Genomic DNA, 18,675 nt, shown 5'->3' with positions numbered 1-18,675 from the left:
AACGAAACAGTGCGAGTGAACGCATGCGGCACGCCTTCTGGGCCGGCCTCATTGCGCTCGTCCTGTCGTTCCTTACCGTCTTCGACGTCTTCGACCAGCTAACCTGGGTTGCCCAGTCGCGCCTCGCCACGTTCGAGGCGTCGGGCGACATCGTCTATGTCGGCACGGATGAGGACCTGACCGATCCCGGCTACCCCCAGCGCCGCGTTGAACTGGCAGAAACGCTCGACCGGCTGCGGGAAGAAGGCGTCAGCCGCGTCTACATCGACATGGTTTTCAATCGCCCGTCCACGGTCAAGGCCGATGAAGTGCTGAATGCTGCGATGCGTGCAGGTGGCGAAAATATCGTACTGGTGCAGAATTATGCCACCGGCCTCAACGGTGAAGACAGGCTGGAACGATCGGCCAGCAGCGTATCCCGCAATGTTGCCCAGGTTGCCACCAACCGGTGGGAAAACTACCTCGGCTTTACCTGGCAGATGCCGTTCATTGTCACCCACAGGGATGAACAGTTCACCAGCCTGCCGGCATCGCTGGCCGGACTGACCAGCAACAGCCACGAACAGTTCCCGATCAACTACAGCTTCGATCTGGCCTCCATCCCGTCATACCGATACCAGGATCTGCAGCTTGAAAAGGCTCCTCTGGGCCAGCGCGATGGCATTGCCGCGGACGTAGCAGGCAAGCTGGTGGTGCTGGGTGTATCGAACCGGAGCCAGACCAACAGCGCCAATATTCCCGGTCACATGGGCGTGCCCAACTCACTGGTCAGCATCTATGCGGCCGAAACGCTGATGGCTGGCCTTACCAAGGTAATTAGCGGTTATCTTGTACTGCTGTTTGCCTTTCTGGTGCTGTGTATTCTCAGCCAGACGCAAAATTCGCGCCTGCGCCATTCCTATTATGCGGCCATGTTCATTGGCCTGCTGGCCAGCGCCTTCGTTGCGGCGCAGATGGGCGCGAAAATCAGCATTGCAGCGGCCATCGCCCAATTGCTGATCTTCGGACTGTTCCGCGCCCGCACCAAGTGGAAGAGCAGCTTCCGCATGGTCGATCCTGACACCAACCTGCCCACCTTTGCCGCGCTGGAAGCGGACAAGGCAACGGCAGAGACGGTTCCGACCATCATCGTTGCGAAGATCCACCGGTTCGAGGAAGTGCGCAAGACGCTGCCGGCAGACCTGCATGCGGAATATCTGCTGCGTATAGTCGGACGGCTGAAGGCGGCAAAGAAAGAAGCCACCATCTATCTCGGGCAGGGTCACCTGATCGCATGGACCTTCCCCGAGAAGGAACCGGCACTTATTCGTGAACACCTCGAGGGCCTCAGAGCCCTGTTCTCGTCTCCATTGCTGGTGGGCGAAAACCAGGTGGACGTTGGCATCACCTTTGGCGTGGACATCACCCCCAGCCCCAATGTCACGCGCCGCGTGGCTGCCGCCGTTTCCGCCGCAGAGCGCACGACAGAGACATATGAACCGATAGAGATCGCCGAACTGGCCAGCGATGAAGACCTGATCTGGAACATTTCCCTGCAGGCCCGCATCGATTCCGCGCTTTCCAACGGCGAGATATATCTGATCTATCAGCCCAAGATCCTCGTCCAGTCAGGGGAACTGGTGGGCGTGGAGGCTCTGGTGCGCTGGCGCGATCCGGTGAAGGGCCTGATCCCGCCCGATCACTTCATCCGCCAGTGCGAGAATGCCGGCCGCATGACCCACCTCACCCGCCACGTGCTGGAAGAGGCCTGCCTGGCCGGCAATGCATTCGAGGACCGCGGCCTCAAGCTGCCGATCGCTGTCAACATCTCGGCCACGCTGGTCCATGAACGCGATATTGTGCGGATGGTGCGCGAAGTGCTGGATGAGACCGGCTTCGATCCGCTTCGCCTGACGCTGGAGATTACCGAGACCTATCGCATATCCAATTTCGAAGCGGCACACGATGTGCTGAGCGAGCTGGCAGCGCTTGGTCCGAAGATATCGATGGATGATTTCGGCGTCGGTGCGGCCAGCCTTGAAGCGCTGCAGCGCCTGCCATTTTCCGAACTGAAGATCGACCGCATGTTCACGTCGGCCATGAATACCGATGCCAAGGCCGCGGGCATCGTTCGCCACGTGCTGCGACTCGGAAAAGAATTGCGAATCATAGTGGTAGCGGAAGGGGTGGAAGACGGATCAACGTTAACCTTATTGCGCGATTCGGGGTGTCTTGTGGCTCAGGGTTTCGCAATTTCGAGACCCATTTCATTCGATGAAATCCTTAAATTTCAGAGGTTTAGTATTCCAGAAGAATTAAGAAAAATGGTTTAAACTTTACAAATATAAATGGTTAACCCATATGGAAGGTGTCCAAGCAAGGAGACTAACCATGGGTGGCAGCATTTATGATTGGCTTTTCGGCGGTCGCCGGGGCTAATCCTCAAAAAATTCAGATAGAAAAGGGTGCTTTCGGGTGCCCTTTTTTTCGTCTGCTGTCCGCAGCCGATTACGCGTTTCGCGGACGCCAGCTTCCCTAGGGAATCATGCCTCTTCCCGAGGTCATCTCGTCACTGAGTGGATCGCTGGAATACTGGCAAGCTGGGCGACCGACAGGTGCGGCGCTCAGGCGTCAGGTCCTCAGGCGTCAGGTCCTCAGGCGTCAGGTCCTCAGGTCGGCGAGAACGGCAGCGCGCAATTCGGCGATGCCCATTCCTTTTTCGGAACTGGTGATGTGCAGGTGCGGATGGGCCGCGGGGTGCTTGCGCGCTTCGGCCCGGACCTTGTCCGCCGTTGCCTCCAGCTCCGATGCCTTGATCTTGTCCGCCTTGGTCAGCACCAGCCGATAGCCGACCGCTGCCTCGTCGAGCATCTTCATCATCTCTTCGTCGACCGGCTTGATGCCATGGCGCGCATCGATCAGCACCAGCGTGCGTTTGAGCACCACCCGCCCGCGCAGGAAGGTGCGCACCAGGCTGCGCCATTTCTCGACCACTTTCACCGGTGCCTTGGCAAAGCCATAGCCGGGCATGTCCACCAGCCGGAACTGCGTGGGCTCCCCCACTTCGAAGAAGTTGAGCTCCTGCGTGCGGCCCGGCGTAACCGATGTGCGGGCAATCGCCTTGCGCCCGGTCAGCGCATTGAGCAGCGAGCTCTTGCCCACATTACTGCGCCCGCAAAAGGCCACCTCGGGGAAATCCGCCCCCGGGATGAACTTCAGCTGCGGTGCCGACAGCAGGAATTCGACGCGGCCTGAAAACAGCTTGCGCGCCTCTTCCGCCAGATCCTGTTCGTCGTCCGTCACCCCTTGCGCTCTGCGTTGCGCGCCTTTTCGGCGGCGTCCTTCTCTGCCTGCGCGCGCAATTGCGGGTGGCGCGAATAGAGATATTTCTGCTGCCCCAGCGTGAGCAGGTTGGAGGTGATCCAGTACAGCAGCAGGCCTGCGGCAAACGGCGCCATGACGAACATCAGCACCCACGGCATGATCATGAAGATCTGCTGCTGCATCGGGTCCATCGCCGCCGGGTTCAGCTTGAACTGCAGCCACATGGTCAGGCCCAGCAGCACCGCCAGCACGCCAATCGACAGGAAGCCGGGCGGGGTGAAATCGAGCAGGCCGAACAGGTTGAGGATGGTTGCCGGATCGGGTGCGGACAGATCCTTGATCCACAGCACGAACGGCTCATGGCGCATCTCGATGGCCAGCAACAGCGACTTGTACAGCGCGAAGAAGATCGGGATCTGGATGAAGATCGGCAGGCAGCCGGCCAGCGGATTGACCTTTTCTTCCTTGTACAGCTTGGCCATTTCCTGCTGCAGCTGCGGCTTGTCATCCTTGTAGCGTTCCTGCAGCGCCTTCATCTTGGGCTGCACCGCGCGCATCTGCGCCATGGAGGCAAACTGCTTTTGCGCGATGGGGAACATCAGGCCGCGAATGATGATGGTCAGGCAGATGATCGCCACGCCAAAATTGCCCACCAGGCCGAACAGGAAGATCAGCACCTGCCACATCGGCCAGGCGATGAAGCGGAACCAGCCCCAGTCGATGGCGAGGCCGAACTTCTCCACGCCCTGATCCTCATAGGCGTCCAGCACAGCGCTTTCCTTGGCGCCCGCGAACAGCCGCGTGCTGCGCGTCATCGTTGCGCCAGCAGGCACGGAGACGGTCTCATACAGCAGGTCGGCACGATAGGTATCATTGCCGGTGGATCGAAACGCGCTGGTGGCGGCAAAATCGTCATCCGCAATCAGCGCGGACATCCAGTAGATATCGGTAAAGCCGACCCACTCTGTGCGGCCGGGCATGTTGACGGGGCCTTCCTCGGCCACCTCGTCATAATTCCAGTCAAAATCGACTTCGTTGTCAATCGCCGCGATTGGGCCAGAATGAACATTCCACGTGCTGTGGCTGGCGGTCAGGCTGGTGCGGTTGACGAAGGCATAGGGACGCAGCGCAATCGAGCCATCGCTGTCATTGCGCACACTCTGCTCCACGGTCAGCATGTAATGCTCATCGATGGAGAAGGTCAGGATGAAGGTCTGGCCCTGGCCATTATCCCAGCTCAGCGTCAGCGGCGTTTCCTGCGTCAGCTCGCCGGTGCCGCTCCACTGCGTACGGGCATCGGGCAGGGCAATGCCATCACCCACCCAGCCGAATTGCGCGAATTGCTGCACATCGGTGCCGGCAGGGGCGAACCAGCGGATCGGCCCGCTGTCCTTGTCCACCGTCTGGCGGTGGGTCTTGAGTTCGATGTCATCGATCCGCGCGCCGACCGGATTGATCGAGCCGACGATTTCGGGTGCGTTGATCGGCAGGCGGCCCGGTGCGGCCAGCTCTGCATCAAGATCGCGGGCCAGCACGGCTTCCACACCCGGCCCTGCGGCCTGCGCAACGGGCGCACCGCTGGCATCGATGCCGGTATCCACCCCGGAACTTGCCCCGGAACTGGCGGTTTGCGACTGTTCGGCCACCACCGGCTGCGGGAAGAACCGCGTCATGACGAAGTCCCAGCCGAAAAGCAGGGCTGCGCTCAGCACGACGGCGAGGATGAGATTACGCTGATTGTCCAAGATTTTTTCCCGCGGTTCTATTCCATGCGATGCCCGTCAAGGCACCGGGTCGTATCCGTGTCCCCCCCAAGGGTGGCAGCGCAATAGCCGCTTGAGGGCCAGCCATCCACCCTTGATTGCACCATGCTTGTCCAGCGCATTAATAGCATATTCGCTGCAGCTGGGCTGGTACCGGCAAGTCGGCGGCAGAATGCGCGACGGGCCGATCTGCCAGAACCGCGCAACCAGGATCAGCGCGCGCTTCATCGCTGCGCTTTGCCAGACCTTGCGCGCGGGCTGCGCGGGCGATCACCCTTGCCCGCGGCGGCGCGTTCCAGAGCCTGCGTCAGCTCATCGCGCATCAGGTGGAAATCCCGCTCGATCCCGCCTGCCCGGCCAATCAGCACATGATCGTGATCGGGCAGGCCCTGCTGCGGCAAGGCATCGCGCAAAAGCTCCCGAAAACGGCGCTTGATGCGGTTGCGGACCACGGCATTGCCAACCTTCTTGGTCACCGTGATGCCAAACCGTTTGCCCCGCCCCTGATTGGGCCGGGTGAGCAGCACAAAACCGGGCCGCGCCACACGCAGGCCCCGGTTCGCCGCCAGAAAATCGGCGCGCTTGGTGAGAACGGATATTGTCACTGGTGCAAGATAGGAACTGATTCGGGCAGTGCCGAATCTTTTGTTTTGCGCGCGCCTGCTTGTTTTAGCCTCAAGCGCCGGCGGGATCGTTTGTCTTTCGCACGCGCATCCGCGCGCGCGTCCTCGGTGCTGATCCCTCCCCCCGGATCAAGTCCGGGGTGCGGGGCACCTGCGGGCGGGCATTTGCCCTTGCGGTCGGCTGGTCGCCGACCGTCACCTAGCCATGAATGTAGAGCCCGGTTCCTGGTCGCGGCAGCCAAAGGCCGACTGGCCGCCCGCAGCGCCGAAGGCGCGAGGAAAGCCTAAGGGGCCGGATGGCCCCGCCGGCGTCTGAGGCTCAAGTAATCAGGCGCTCAGCTTCTTGCGGCCGCGGGCGCGGCGGGCGCGGATTACCTTGCGGCCACCCACAGTTGCCTTGCGGGCGAAGAAACCGTGGCGGCGAGCACGCACGAGATTGCTCGGCTGAAAAGTGCGCTTCATGGGTGACGTCCTCGAATATCAAAAAGAAACGGCCACCCGCAAGGGCGGCCTTCATATGGGCGCGCAGTTAGTTGAGTGCGCCGGCCAAGTCAAGATATGCCAGTCGCGGAAGTTCGGCTGCGCTATCTGCCCTGCGCTCTTCAACGCGGCCTGACACGCGGTCTGTGGTGCGGTCTGTTTCGATCCAGCCGCGCATCTCCGCGCCGCTCATCCACATGGCCGATTCGAAAGGCACCGAATTGGTCATGGCATAGAAGCGCGCCGCCTCTTGGGCGTCCATGCCCATTTCGCGATAATAGGAAAGATACTTGAGGTGCTCGGGTGAGCCGGGGGCATAATCCCACGCGCCCTGCCCATATTCATCCAGCCACGCATGGACGGCAAATTCCGCGCCATCGGCGATCCGGCGGGTGGAGCCTGCCAGGAACAGTTCCACCGCGCCGGAACGGACCGAGCCACCTTCAGGTGCCACCGCAGCGATGCCGCGGGCGCGAATCATCCGGCCCAACCTCAAATTTGCCCGGTCATCATGCGTGCCGGGGCACTCGATGAATTCCAGCGTGTCGATCCCGGGGTAATCGGCCAGCATGCGGTCAAATTCCGCCGGAGAGTAGGAATCGGTCACCCCCACCAGCGCCGCGCGGCCATTGTCCAGCACGCGGAACGGGCCATAGGCGGCGATTGCATTTTGTTCAGCATGGGCCAGCTGCGGGGAGACAAAGCGCGATGCGCCGGTCTCCACCCACTGCTCCACCACCTCTTCATAGACGTAGGTCTGCGCCGCCGCAGGCAGCGCAAGCAGGGCTGACAGCGAGACAAGAATGGTAACGAGAATGCGCATGGCATCATCAGTGCCCCGTGCGCCCTACCCAATGCTGAAGAAGTTCGGTTTCCGATCAATTTACCATGTGCATCTCGACACCGGCACACGGCCCGCTATCACTTTCAATTCAAAGGGAGAGTTGCACTTGGTAGCCTTGGTATCGACGGTCGCCTATCTCGGGCTGGAAGCGCGCAGTGTGGAGGTGCAGTGCCAGGTTGCGCCGGGCATGCCGCGCTTCGCGATTGTCGGCCTGCCGGACAAGGCGGTGGGTGAAAGCCGGGAGCGGGTGCAAAGCGCGCTGGCCGCCATGGGTCTGGCGCTGCCGCCAAAGCGCATCACCATCAACCTTTCCCCCGCAGACCTGCCCAAGGAAGGCAGCCATTACGATCTGCCCATCGCGCTGGCGCTGCTGGCGGCCATGGGCGTGACCGATGCCGAGCAGCTGGCCGATTTCATCGCCGTGGGGGAGCTGGCGCTGGATGGCCGGATCGTCGCATCTCCCGGCGTGCTGCTGGCCGCGATCCACGCCAGTGAGGAGGAGATGGGCCTGATCTGCCCCGCCGCGCAGGGCACCGAGGCACGCTGGGCCAGCGATGTGCCCTTGTGCGCCGCGCCCGATCTGGTCAGCCTGCTCAACCACCTCAAAGGCACCAGCCGCCTGCCCGATCCCGAGCCGGGAGAAGTGGCCGAGCCCGATCATGGCCCGGACCTCAAAAGCGTCAAAGGACAGGAAACCGCCAAGCGCGCGCTGGAGATTGCAGCGGCAGGTGGTCACAACCTTTTGATGATCGGGCCGCCCGGGGCGGGCAAGAGCCTGCTCGCATCCTGCCTGCCGGGCATATTGCCGCAGCTGACATCGGCGGAGGCGCTGGAGACCAGCATGGTCGCCAGCGTCGCCGGCACGCTGGAAGGCGGGCGCATCAGCCGCAACCGTCCCTTCCGCGCGCCGCATCATTCGGCCAGCATGGCGGCGCTGGTGGGCGGCGGCCTGAAGGTTAAGCCGGGTGAGGTCTCGCTCGCCCATCTGGGGGTGCTGTTCCTGGATGAACTGCCCGAATTCCAGCGCACCGTGCTCGATTCGCTGCGCCAGCCGCTGGAGACGGGCAAGGTCGATGTGGCTCGCGCCAACGCGCATGTTTCCTTCCCCGCTCGGGTGCAACTGGTGGCGGCGATGAACCCGTGCCGCTGCGGCCACCTGGGCGATGCCGCACTCGCCTGCTCACGCGCGCCGCGCTGCGCCGCCGATTACCAGTCCAAGGTTTCCGGCCCGATGCTCGACCGGATAGATCTGCATGTGGAGGTCAATGCGGTGAGCGCCGCCGATCTTTCGCTTCCGCCTGCCGCCGAAGGCAGCGCGCAGGTTGCCGCCCGCGTGGCACAGGCCCGCACCCATCAGACCGCACGCGGCATCCGCTCCAATGCCGAGCTGGACGGGGACAAGCTGGAGCAATACGCCACGCCCGACGAGGCTGGCCGAAAGCTGCTGATGCAGGCGGCTGATGCCATGCGCCTGTCCGCCCGCAGCTACACCCGCATATTGCGCGTGGCCCGCACGATTGCGGATCTGGCGGGCAGCAAAGGCGTGACCCGCATCCATGTGGCCGAAGCGCTCAGCTACCGTCGGCAGGCGCCGAGGGCGTGAGCATGGGGCCGGATATTGAGATTCGTGCCTTTCAGCCCGGTGACGAGGACGCGCTGTGGTCCATTCTCGAGCCCGTGATTCGCGAAGGCACCACCTACCCTGTCGATCCTGCGGCCAGCCGGGAAGACGCCTTCGCCTATTGGTTTGCACCGGACAAACAGGTGTTCGTGGCCGAACTGGGCGGCGAGGTCGTCGGCAGCTATTACCTCAAGCCCAATTCCACCGGCCCTGCGGCGCATGTCGCCAATGCGGGGTACATGGTCCACCCTGATGCGCGTGGGCGCGGAGTGGCGCGGGCGATGGCGCTGGATTCCTTCACAAGGGCCAGGGCTGCGGGCTTCCACGCCATGCAGTTCAATCTGGTGATCGCCACCAATACTGCCGCGCTCAAGCTGTGGCGCTCTGTGGGTATGGAGGAAGTCGGGCGGTTGACCGGGGCGTTCCGCCATCCGGGCGAAGGCCTGGTCGATGCGCTGGTGATGTACCGCCTGCTGTAAGGCGCGGGGTCAGCTTTGGCCGCTCAGCCCTTCTTGACGCTCTGGCCCAGCCTTGCGCTGTCTTGCCAGGCGAGGTCCTGCCAGGTCAGTTCGCGGCCATCGGCGGCGCGGATGGTGATGCGGGCGATCGGCAGGCCGTCCCTTGCATCCACCAGCACCGGATTGGTGGCAATGCCGGTGCCGTAACGCTCCCCCCACTGGCGCAGGGCGAGCATGGCGGGCAGCAGGTCCAGCCCCTTTTCGGTGAGGCGGTATTCCACCTTGCGGCGATCCTCCTGCGATCGGATGCGGGCCATCACGCCGTTTTCCACCAGCCTGCCAAGGCGGCCAGAAAGGATGTTGCGGGCAATGCCCAGCTCCGCCGAAAACTCCTCGAAATGCACCAGCCCGTTGAAGGCGGCGCGCAGGATCATGAAAGACCAGCGCTCTCCCATCACCTCCAGCGCCTGGGGCAATCCGCATGTGGCCAGCTGTTTCAGAGGTTCGCGCAAGTCATTCATCGGACATCTTCTAGCCTATCGCGCGGACAAACCCAATTCCCCGTGGATTCGCCCTTGCTGACATTGGTATAGGTTGTTATTAGAAACTCTATTGCGTCCCTCCATCAATCTCCATCCCGGGACGAGACTGGCCCCTGCGCACCCCCCAAGGTCTGCGTGGGGGCCTGTTTTTTGGCCAAAGCTGGATTTTTGCAGGTCCCGGATTTTGGCAGGGCCTATGGCGCCAGCAGGCCCTTGGCGATCATGTCGGCCTCCAGCGCATCGGCATGGGTGAAGACATGGCCATGCCAGCCGCGCGCGGTGGCGGCGGCGATGTTCTCGGCCTTGTCATCGATGAAGAACAATTGCTGCGGCGGCAGGCCAAAGCGCGCCTCGGCAATCTGGTAGATCGCCGGGTCGGGCTTGGTGCATTTTTCATGGCCGGAAACGACAATGTCGCGGAATACGTCGAACACCGGCCAGGCATCGCGGAACGGACCCCAGAAATCAGCGCCGAAGTTTGACAGGCCGAAGATCGGTACGCCGCGCGCATGCAGCGCATCCACCAGCGCGTGCGTGCCCGCAATCGGTCCGGGAATCGTTTCATCAAAGCGCTGCGCATAGGCATCGATCAGATGCGCATAGCGGGGAAACTGGGCTTTGCGTTCAGGCACCATTTCAGCCAGCGGGCGGCCATCGTCCTGCTGGTGGTGCCACGCTTCGGACACCACATTTTCCAGGAACCAGTCGAGCTCCTGCGGATCGGCAATCAGCTTTTCGAACAGGTGGCGCAGATCCCACTGGATCAGCACGCGCCCGATATCGAACACCACGGCGGAAGGTGCATCAGACATGCAAAAAGCCCCCGATTGCGCGGGGGCTTTGCAAGAGACCCGAACCGCGATGATTTCGCGGTGCGGCCGACATCATCAGCCCTGGCGGGCCTTGAAACGGCGGTTGGTCTTGTTGATCACATAAGTGCGCCCACGACGGCGAATAACGCGGCAATCGCGGTGGCGGTTCTTCAGCGACTTGAGGCTGTTGCGGATCTTCATGACATCTTTTCCTGAAAAATAATCGGCACCGGAGCTGACCCCCCAAAGGCGATCTTCAACCCACAGTGCCGGAATTTCGTGAGGCGCAACTATGGTCCAAGCCGCCCCAAGTCAAGGCTCGGCGCGCATATCGGCCAGTTTCCGCTCCCAATTGAGCGCATGGCGGACGATTTCGTCCAGATCGGCATGCTGCGGCACCCACGGCAGGGTGGATTTGATGCGCGCGGGGTCCGAAATCAGCGAATCGGGATCACCGGCCCTGCGCGGTCCCATCACCCGCTCGATCTTCATGTTCGTCACCCGGTCCACCGCATCCAGCACTTCGAGCACGGAGAACCCCCGGCCATAGCCGCAATTCATCGTCATCGAGGTTGCGGGCGCGCCGATCAGCGCATCCAGCGCCAGCACATGCGCCGCCGCCAGATCGCTGACATGGATATAGTCGCGCACGCCAGTGCCATCGGGCGTATCGTAATCGGTGCCGAATACGGAGACATTGGCGCGCTTGCCCAGCGCGGCTTCCACCGCAACCTTGATCAGATGGGTCGCGCCCGCAGTCGATTGCCCGCTGCGCCCCTGCGGATCGGCCCCGGCCACGTTGAAATAGCGCAGGGCGCAATAGTTGAAGTCATGCGCAGCGGCGGTGTCGGCCAGCATCTGCTCGGTCATCAGCTTGGACCAGCCATAGGGGTTGATCGGCGCCTTGGGCAGATCCTCGCTGACGGGCGAGGTTTCGGGCACGCCATAAGTCGCCGCCGTGCTGGAGAAGATGAAATGCGGCACGCCCGCAGTCACCACCGCTTCCAGCAGGGTGCGGCTGTTGGCGGTGTTGTTGCGATAATATTTGAGCGGATTGTCCACCGATTCGGGGACGATGATGGAGCCGGCAAAATGCATCACCGCGCCGATTTTCTGCTCGGCAAAAATGCGCGCCAGCAGATCGCCATCGGCAATGTCCCCTTGGTAGAAGGTAACACCATCGGGTATGGCAAAGCGAAAGCCGGTGGACAGGTTGTCTATCACGGTGACCGGCCAGCCACGATCGCGCAACGCAAGCACGGCGTGGCTGCCAATATATCCGGCACCGCCGGTGACAAGTACGGGAACAGGGAGAGGTGTGCTCATGAAGGGCCGCCTAGCAACATATGGCAAATCAAGCGTTAAGCCTGGCACCTGTGGTCCCCTTCATGCGTTGGGACAATATGAAACACGCCATCAAGACCATTTTCGCCCTGGCAGCCTGCTCCGCCGCACTGTCTGCCTGCACCACGCCGGCCTATGTCTCACCAGTGGAGGTCACGCGCTTTACCGGCGCGGCGCCTGCCCAGCTGGGACAGGGCACCATCAGCGTGGAGGCCGCGCCGGGGCGGGACAGCGCATCGATCGAATTCACCGTGTTCCGTGACCAGCTGGAACGCGAGCTGAGCGTGATTGGCTACCACGTGGTCGCCAGCAGGGGCAGCCAGGTCGCCATGCTCGATATCGCCCGCACTGTGGCCGAGGGAGAGCGGCGCAGCCCGGTCAGCGTGGGCGGCGGCGCGGGCGTTGGCTCCTATGGCTCGGGCGTGGGACTGGGCGTGGGCATAGACCTGTCAGGTTCGCCGCCGGACCGCATCGATACGCAGGTGGCGGTCTCCATCCGCCGCGCCACGGGCGGAGCCAACCTGTGGGAAGGCCGCGCCCGGTTCACAGCCACTGACAATAGCGACTATGTGGACCCGGCACTGGCAGCAGACCGAGCCATCGCCGCGCTGTTCACCGATTTTCCCGGACAATCGGGCGAGACCATAGAGATTACCCCAGAGGACCAATGACCGACATCCACATCAACGCCGCCTTCGACAGCGGCAATATTGAAGTCCTGTCCACAGACGGCACCAACGCCAGGCTGGCGATCCGCAAGGACAGGGACAGCGAATTCGCCCAGTGGTTCCATTTCCGCGTGAGCAATTGCGCCGGGCGGCAGATCGAACTGAAGATCACCGGCATGGAAGCCACCGCCTATCCGCAAGGCTGGCCGGGATATCAGGCTTGCGTTTCGGAAGACCGCCAATATTGGGGCCGGGCGCATAGCAGCTATGACAAGGGTGAGGACGGCGGCACGCTGACCATCCATTTTGCCCCCTCCGCCGATCTGGCCTGGTTTGCATATTTTGCGCCTTATTCGATGGAACGCCACGATGACCTGGTGGCCGAAGCCGCCCTTTTCGAAGGCGTGCGCCACCGCACCCTGGGCCACTCGCTCGACGGGCGCAGCATCGATTGCCTTGAGCTGGGTGAGGGCGATAAGCAGGTGTGGCTCTATGCCCGCCAGCATCCGGGGGAAAGCATGGCGCAGTGGTGGGCCGAAGGCGCGCTGGACATGCTGTGCGATGATTCTGATCCCATCGCCCGCAGGCTGCGCCAGCTGTGCCGCTTTCACATCGTGCCGAACTGCAATCCCGATGGCAGCTTTCGCGGCCATCTGCGCACCAATGCCGCAGGCGTGAACCTCAACCGCGAATGGCATACGCCAACAGCTGACCGCTCACCCGAAGTGCTCGCCATCCGCAATGCGATGGACGCCAGCGGCGTGGATTTTGCGATGGATGTGCACGGGGATGAGGCGATTGCGGCCAATTTCCTCGCCGGTTTCGAAGGTATCCCGTCATGGACCGATGAGCTGGGCGCGTCTTATGATCGCTACCGCTCGATCCTGCAGCGGCGCACTCCCGATTTCCAGATCAGGCTGGGCTATCCGCCCGCCCGGCCGGGCAATGCCAATCTGTCGATGAGCACCAATCAGGTGGCGGAGCGCTTTGGCGCCTGCGCGATGACGCTGGAAATGCCGTTCAAGGACCATGACCCGATGCCCGATGCCGAGCAGGGGTGGAGCCCGGAGCGCTGCAAACTGCTGGCGCGCGATTGCATGGGCGCGCTGCTGGAGTGGCTGGAGGGCTGACGCGGCGCGCGCCAGCCCTCCAGACAATTTACTCGGCAGCTTCGGCGCGCGTGCCGGTGAGCGGGATCGGCCCGAAGTCGGACAGGATCTGCCCGGTCAGCGTGTCGCCATCGGCAGTGCCCGAATAGGTCAGGTTCATCGGCCCCTGCGGCGTGGTGAGCGCGCGCTTGAAGGTGAAGGTGGCGCCGTCCACGGCCACATCGCTGATCACGCTTGCCATCGGCGGCGCATCGGCGGGGGCACCCGGCATCGGGCCGTCGACGATTTCCACGCCGTAGCCGTCATCGGCCTGCGTCAGGATCAGCGTCGATTCAATCTTGGTTCCCTGCACGTCAATGGCCGTATCCCATGTGCCAAGTGCGCTGGAATCCTGTGCCATTGCCGGAACGCCGGTGAACGTGGCGGCAAGCGATGCGGCAATTGCCATGGCGGCAAGTCGAAGGCTTTTCATGTTATGATCCTCTCCCTGTTAGTCCCTGGAGCGGATGGTAAGCCCAACATTGGCTGGCGGGCAAACGAATTACGACAGGGCGGCAGGGCCAAAACTGTCGGGCAGCAAGTGTGACAGGCGCCATTCGCGCACGCCGCTGCGCCCCTCACCCAGCACCAGCGGATCGCTGCCATCCAGCCCGGCCAGTTCGGTCAGCACCTGACGGCAGCGACCGCACGGGCTGATCTCGTCCGCATCGGGGCCGCTGATGGCCACCGCCACCAGACCGCCGCGGCGCCCTTCGCTCATCGCCCTGGCCACCGCCACCGTCTCCCCGCACAGCGAGAGGCCATAGCTGGCGTTTTCGACATTGGCGCCGGTCACCACCTGCCCGTCGTCGAACAGCAGCGCCGCGCCCACGCGAAAGTTGGAATAGGGCGCGTGGGCCAGATCGGCGGCAGCGCGCGCGGCGTCCAGAAGCTCTACGCTGTTAATGCTCATTCCTGCACCACCACCCAATGTACCGGTTCTTGCGTCACCGCCGTCCACAGCCGCGGATTGGCTGTCCATAGCGTAAACGGCCGCCCGCCATAGTCGGGTTCGAGGAAGGAGCTTTCCAGCCACAGGTTCCGCTCGATCCGGCTGGCGATGGCGTAATGCTCCTCAAACGCAGGCGAGACCTTCAATATGGCGGACTGGCCGGCATGGCCCTCCACCTGGTTGAGGAAGGTGGTCAGCTCGCTCTCCACCGCCGCTTCGGTAATCGGGTCGGAGCAGTCGGTGGCCAGCTTGTCCAGCGCGATCACCGGCGGCAGCATGGCCGCATCGCGCGGGACGATGGTGACGAAATTGGCCGCCTGACGCTCCGCCGGAACGCATGGGTCATAGGCGTGGACCGCGCCATAGGGCAGCACGCCGCCTTCCAGCGCGCGCAGATTGTCACTCAGCATGGGATCGCGCCCGTCAGCCCCTTCGCTGGCTTCCAGATAGACGAAATCCGCGCCAATCGCGGCCAGACCGGCAAAGTCCACCTGCCCGTCCTGCGCACTCACCAGCACGCCTTGGGTGGGATAATCCTCGCGCGACGGAGTCCAGTGCTGCGCCTGCCACCAGCCGTAAATACCGGCCACCGCCAGCAGCAGGGCCACAAAGGCGGCGATGCGCCAGCGCCAGGGGAATGCCCGTTTCCTGCCCATGATTTGCCTGCGACCCCACCCTTTCTCAGGCTTTGATATGCAGCACGCAGATCAATGTGAACAGCCGCCTTGCGGTGGCAAAATCGGTAACGATCTTGCCTTCCAATATGCCCAGCAGGTGGCGCGTGCCGCGATCATGGATGGCGCGGCGGGTCATGTCCAGCGTCTCGATTTCCGCCGATGTCGCCTTGCGCAGCGCCTTGTAATAGGAATCGCAGATGGCGAAATATTCGCGGATCACCCGCCGCAGACGCGCCATTCCCAGCCCAATCGTGCCGGCATCGGCGCCGTTGTTATCATACACCAGGATCGCCAGCTTGCCGTCGATTACGGACAGGTGCAGCTGCCACGGCCCCTTGTGGCCCTTGCTCACGGCGCGCAGCGGGCGGAACTCATTGTCCTCCACCAGATCGCGCAGGGCCACCTCGCGCTCATTCTCCACATCGGCATTGCGGGCGATGATCGTGGCTTCGTCGAGCACGATGGAGGTGATACGGTCTTGGGGCGCGGTTGTAAGCATGATGGACATATTTTCGCAGGTCCACGCTCATTGTGCAATTGCGAAGTAGAATGACAGCTTACGGGCGAAGTCCTGGCCGGATGCGGGCGCTCGGCCACGTCATCCCCGCTATCCACAGGCCCCATTCACCGCAGCCATCTTGCAGGAGCAGGCGCGCTGGCCCATCAGGCTGCCATGTCCGATGAAGACCTCCTGATCCGATCCGATACCAAGCCCGACACTGCTGTGGTCGGCCGCGCCCTGCCCGCCAATCTGGAGGCGGAGGCGGCCTTCCTTGGCGCGGTGCTGATCGATAACCGCGTGCTGGAGGAACTGACCGTTCCGCTGCACCCGGATCATTTCTTCGTACCGCTGCATGCCCGCGTGTTTGAACGGATCATGGTGCTGACAGACCGCCAGATGGTGGTCACTCCGGTCACGCTCAAACCCTATTTCCAGGATGACGAGGCGCTCAAGGAGCTGGGCGGCACCGCCTATCTGGCGCAGCTGACGGCGGACGGGCAGGGCCTGCTGGCCCCGCGCGAACTGGCCCAGCAGATTTATGACCTGGCGCTGCTGCGCGAACTGGTGAGCGTTGGCCGCGAGCTGGTGGAAAGCGCGCTCGACACCTCCGAAGAGGTCGAGCCGATGCGCCAGATCGAAGAGGCCGAAGCCGCGCTCTACCGCGTGGCCGAAGGCGCATCGGGCAGCAATGAGGCGGAAAGCTTCGGCAGTGCCAGCAAGCAGGCGCTGACCCTGATCGAGACCGCGCTCAATTCCGGCGGCCATGTCGCGGGCAAGACCACCGGCTTCGAATCGATCAATTCCAAATGTGGCGGCCTGCATGATTCGGATCTGATTATCCTGGCTGGCCGCCCCGGCATGGGCAAATCTGCGCTGGCGATGAACATCGCCTATAATTGCGCCGCGCGTCTGAAGCGCGACATGAAGGACGAGATTGCAAAGTCCGTGGGTGCAGGCGTGGCCGTATTCAGCCTGGAAATGAGCAAGGACCAGCTCGCCACGCGTATCCTGGCCGAGCAGTCGGGCATTCCTTCCGAAGCGCTGCGCATGGGCAAGATCAGCCGCGAGGATTTCCAGCACCTGTCCCGCGCCAGCCAGCGACTGGCCGATCTGCCGCTGTATATCGACGATACGCCCGCGCTCTCGATCTCCGCCCTGCGCACCCGCGCGCGGCGGTTGAAGCGGCGGCACGATATCGGCCTGATCGTGGTCGATTACCTGCAATTGCTGCAAGGATCAGGCCGCGGGCAGGACAACCGCGTGAACGAGATTTCGGAGATTTCGCGCGGGCTGAAAACGCTGGCCAAGGAATTGCAGGTCCCGGTGATCGCGCTGTCCCAGCTCAGCCGTGCGGTGGAACAGCGCGAGGACAAGCGCCCGATGCTGTCCGACCTGCGCGAATCGGGATCGATCGAGCAGGATGCCGACATGGTGTGGTTCATCTTCCGCGAGGATTATTACGTCCTCTCGCGCGAGCCAAAGGTGCCCAATGCCTCCGACGATCCCAAGATCCACGATGCGCATAACGCCTGGGTGGCGGAGATGGAGGGCGTACACGGGCTGGCGGAACTGATCGTGGCCAAGCAGCGCCACGGCTCCACCGGCAAGGTGCGGCTGAAGTTCGAAGCCAAGATCACCAAGTTCACCGATCTGGAAGAAGGCGATTATCCCGGCCGCGATTACGACTGATCGCCCGCTGCCGAGCCTGCTTCAGGGACTCTCGCCAGACAGGCCAAGGTTGAGCTTGCGGCTGACGGTGTAGTCCACCACCGACACCAGGAACCAGCTGAGCGTCCAGCGAATGCGGTTGAACAGCGTGGAATTGCGCCGGTGAAGCTGCGGCGTGATTTCCTGCGATGCATCCAGATGCCGCACGATGAACTGCCGCATCACATCGGCCAGATGGGCGTCTTCAATGCGCAGCATGATCTCCATGTTGAGATAGAGGCTGCGCATGTCGAAATTGGCGCTGCCCAGATAGACCGCATCGTCGAGCACGATCAGCTTGGTGTGCAGTTTGCACGGCTGAAATTCCCAGATGTTCGCGCCCGCTTCCAGCAATTCCCGGTACAGCGCCCGGCTGGCCCCGATGGTGGCGCCATTGTCGGACTTGCCGGCCATCACCAGCCGCGTGTGGCCCTTGCGGGCGATCTGTTCGATCAGCTTGCGCAGGCGGTGGGGCGGGGAGAAATAGGCCATCATCATGTCCAGCCGCTCCCCTTCCTGCAGATCGTGACTGACACAGCGCGCCCAGCTGGAAAGCCCCGTCATCGGCCCGCCAATCAGCAATTGCACCGCGCCCTTGCCGCCACGCCATTCACGCACGGCCTTGCGGATGGCCCCGAACTGGCCCTTTTCGGTCGCCGCCAGAATCGTCATCTGCGCAAACCACTGTGCCAGCTGTTCGACGACTTCGCCCGTCACGGTGAAGGCCAGGTCATTCCAGCCATTCTTCTCGGGCGGATCGAAATAGCTGTCTTCAATATTGAAGCCGCCCAGCATGGCCTTGGCCTTGTCGGCAATCACGATCTTCTGGTGGTTGCGGATCAGATAGCGGCGCGTGGGTTTGGCCAGGAAGGAATGATAGGTGCCGCCCGCCGCCACCAGCGGGGCAAAGAACTGCGCATCGGCCACCGCGCCAAAGCCATCCAGGATGATCGTCACCGCCACGCCGCGACCGGCCGCAGCGACCAGCGCATCGCGCACGGCGATGCCGCTGGCGTCGCGCGCGAAGATGTAAAAGGCGATATCCAGCGTGTGCTGCGCTTCGCCGATCAGCCGCAGCAGGCGCTCCAGCCGGTCCGGTCCGGCGGGATAGAAGCCAAGCGTCAGGCCCTGTGCCTCGACATGGAAGGGAATCGGGTCACGGTATTCGGGCACGTCAGTACTGGCCTTTTCGCACTCTGGCATTGCCCCTGATAGCAGGCTTCTGTCGCCG

At 62.9% G+C, this 18,675-nt stretch carries 21 protein-coding genes; 6 read left to right on the top strand and 15 right to left on the bottom strand.

What is annotated here, in order from left to right; translation table 11 throughout:
* Positions 1–23 precede the first annotated feature (23 nt).
* Positions 24–2,312: an EAL domain-containing protein gene (locus GRI32_RS10165; protein ID WP_237437510.1), complete on the top strand. Its 2,289-nt coding sequence runs from the start codon at positions 24–26 to the stop codon at positions 2,310–2,312.
* A gap of 328 nt (positions 2,313–2,640) precedes the next feature.
* Here the strand turns inward: GRI32_RS10165 and yihA are convergent, their stop codons facing one another.
* The 6 genes from yihA to GRI32_RS10135 all read right to left on the bottom strand — a co-directional run bounded on the left by yihA (position 2,641) and on the right by GRI32_RS10135 (position 6,992).
* Positions 2,641–3,282 (bottom strand): ribosome biogenesis GTP-binding protein YihA/YsxC, encoded by a 642-nt coding sequence (gene yihA / locus GRI32_RS10160; RefSeq protein WP_160591896.1) that lies wholly within the window; start codon positions 3,280–3,282, stop codon positions 2,641–2,643.
* Positions 3,279–5,048 carry a membrane protein insertase YidC gene (yidC, locus tag GRI32_RS10155; protein ID WP_160591894.1) on the bottom strand — a complete coding sequence of 590 codons (1,770 nt, stop codon included), beginning with the start codon at positions 5,046–5,048 and terminating at the stop codon, positions 3,279–3,281. Before yidC ends, yihA begins: the two co-directional genes overlap by 4 nt.
* A 36-nt stretch (positions 5,049–5,084) precedes the next feature.
* On the bottom strand, positions 5,085–5,294 hold the full coding sequence (yidD, locus tag GRI32_RS10150) for a membrane protein insertion efficiency factor YidD (protein ID WP_160591892.1): 210 nt from the start codon (positions 5,292–5,294) through the stop codon (positions 5,085–5,087).
* Positions 5,291–5,671 carry a ribonuclease P protein component gene (rnpA, locus tag GRI32_RS10145; RefSeq protein WP_337190198.1) on the bottom strand — a complete coding sequence of 127 codons (381 nt, stop codon included), beginning with the start codon at positions 5,669–5,671 and terminating at the stop codon, positions 5,291–5,293. Before rnpA ends, yidD begins: the two co-directional genes overlap by 4 nt.
* Positions 5,672–6,016: 345 nt before the next feature.
* Positions 6,017–6,151: a 50S ribosomal protein L34 gene (gene rpmH / locus GRI32_RS10140; RefSeq protein WP_160591890.1), complete on the bottom strand. Its 135-nt coding sequence runs from the start codon at positions 6,149–6,151 to the stop codon at positions 6,017–6,019.
* A gap of 67 nt (positions 6,152–6,218) precedes the next feature.
* A complete protein-coding gene (locus GRI32_RS10135) occupies positions 6,219–6,992 on the bottom strand; it encodes an alpha/beta hydrolase (protein ID WP_160591888.1) in 774 nt (257 codons plus the stop codon).
* A 127-nt stretch (positions 6,993–7,119) separates the two neighbouring features.
* Here GRI32_RS10135 and GRI32_RS10130 point away from each other — a divergent pair, with 127 nt between their 5' ends.
* Both GRI32_RS10130 and GRI32_RS10125 read left to right on the top strand, forming a co-directional pair.
* The gene (locus GRI32_RS10130) at positions 7,120–8,616 is read left to right on the top strand and encodes a YifB family Mg chelatase-like AAA ATPase (RefSeq protein ID WP_160591886.1); all 1,497 of its coding nucleotides are present in this window, start codon (positions 7,120–7,122) and stop codon (positions 8,614–8,616) included.
* 2 nt (positions 8,617–8,618) lie between these two features.
* Positions 8,619–9,113 carry a GNAT family N-acetyltransferase gene (locus GRI32_RS10125; RefSeq protein ID WP_160592067.1) on the top strand — a complete coding sequence of 165 codons (495 nt, stop codon included), beginning with the start codon at positions 8,619–8,621 and terminating at the stop codon, positions 9,111–9,113.
* Positions 9,114–9,136: 23 nt separating this feature from the next.
* Here the strand turns inward: GRI32_RS10125 and GRI32_RS10120 are convergent, their stop codons facing one another.
* The 4 genes from GRI32_RS10120 to galE form a co-directional block, all read right to left on the bottom strand.
* Positions 9,137–9,613 carry a winged helix-turn-helix transcriptional regulator gene (locus tag GRI32_RS10120; protein WP_160591884.1) on the bottom strand — a complete coding sequence of 159 codons (477 nt, stop codon included), beginning with the start codon at positions 9,611–9,613 and terminating at the stop codon, positions 9,137–9,139.
* A gap of 215 nt (positions 9,614–9,828) precedes the next feature.
* Entirely contained in the window at positions 9,829–10,446 is a 618-nt protein-coding gene (locus GRI32_RS10115) for an HAD family hydrolase (protein ID WP_160591882.1), read from the bottom strand.
* 75 nt (positions 10,447–10,521) lie between these two features.
* Positions 10,522–10,647, bottom strand: coding sequence for a type B 50S ribosomal protein L36 (gene ykgO, locus GRI32_RS10110; protein WP_007165381.1), 126 nt, complete (start codon positions 10,645–10,647; stop codon positions 10,522–10,524).
* A 111-nt stretch (positions 10,648–10,758) separates the two neighbouring features.
* The gene (gene galE, locus GRI32_RS10105) at positions 10,759–11,772 is read right to left on the bottom strand and encodes a UDP-glucose 4-epimerase GalE (RefSeq protein ID WP_160591880.1); all 1,014 of its coding nucleotides are present in this window, start codon (positions 11,770–11,772) and stop codon (positions 10,759–10,761) included.
* A 77-nt stretch (positions 11,773–11,849) separates the two neighbouring features.
* Here galE and GRI32_RS10100 point away from each other — a divergent pair, with 77 nt between their 5' ends.
* On the top strand, positions 11,850–12,461 hold the full coding sequence (locus GRI32_RS10100) for a DUF4136 domain-containing protein (RefSeq protein ID WP_160591878.1): 612 nt from the start codon (positions 11,850–11,852) through the stop codon (positions 12,459–12,461).
* A complete protein-coding gene (locus tag GRI32_RS10095; protein WP_160591876.1) occupies positions 12,458–13,588 on the top strand; it encodes a M14 family metallopeptidase in 1,131 nt (376 codons plus the stop codon). Before GRI32_RS10100 ends, GRI32_RS10095 begins: the two co-directional genes overlap by 4 nt.
* 28 nt (positions 13,589–13,616) lie before the next feature.
* Here GRI32_RS10095 and GRI32_RS10090 read toward each other — a convergent pair whose 3' ends face one another.
* The 4 genes from GRI32_RS10090 to GRI32_RS10075 form a co-directional block, all read right to left on the bottom strand.
* Positions 13,617–14,039: a hypothetical protein gene (locus GRI32_RS10090; RefSeq protein ID WP_160591874.1), complete on the bottom strand. Its 423-nt coding sequence runs from the start codon at positions 14,037–14,039 to the stop codon at positions 13,617–13,619.
* Positions 14,040–14,108: 69 nt separating this feature from the next.
* A complete protein-coding gene (locus GRI32_RS10085) occupies positions 14,109–14,519 on the bottom strand; it encodes a cytidine deaminase (RefSeq protein WP_160591872.1) in 411 nt (136 codons plus the stop codon).
* Entirely contained in the window at positions 14,516–15,214 is a 699-nt protein-coding gene (locus tag GRI32_RS10080) for a glycoside hydrolase family 25 protein (protein WP_160591869.1), read from the bottom strand. The genes GRI32_RS10085 and GRI32_RS10080 overlap by 4 nt, the downstream gene beginning before the upstream one ends.
* A 25-nt stretch (positions 15,215–15,239) precedes the next feature.
* A complete protein-coding gene (locus GRI32_RS10075) occupies positions 15,240–15,743 on the bottom strand; it encodes a UPF0262 family protein (protein WP_160591867.1) in 504 nt (167 codons plus the stop codon).
* Between the two features lie 165 nt (positions 15,744–15,908).
* On the opposite strand from GRI32_RS10075, the gene GRI32_RS10070 reads away from it, so the two are divergent.
* Entirely contained in the window at positions 15,909–17,426 is a 1,518-nt protein-coding gene (locus GRI32_RS10070; RefSeq protein ID WP_160591865.1) for a replicative DNA helicase, read from the top strand.
* 21 nt (positions 17,427–17,447) lie between these two features.
* Here GRI32_RS10070 and GRI32_RS10065 read toward each other — a convergent pair whose 3' ends face one another.
* Positions 17,448–18,647 carry a phospholipase D-like domain-containing protein gene (locus tag GRI32_RS10065; RefSeq protein WP_160591863.1) on the bottom strand — a complete coding sequence of 400 codons (1,200 nt, stop codon included), beginning with the start codon at positions 18,645–18,647 and terminating at the stop codon, positions 17,448–17,450.
* Positions 18,648–18,675 lie beyond the last annotated feature (28 nt).

The sequence above is a fragment of the Alteraurantiacibacter aestuarii genome (assembly GCF_009827405.1).
GTDB classification, from domain to species: Bacteria; Pseudomonadota; Alphaproteobacteria; order Sphingomonadales; family Sphingomonadaceae; genus Alteraurantiacibacter; species Alteraurantiacibacter aestuarii.
This window is presented reverse-complemented; position numbering and strand designations above follow the sequence as displayed.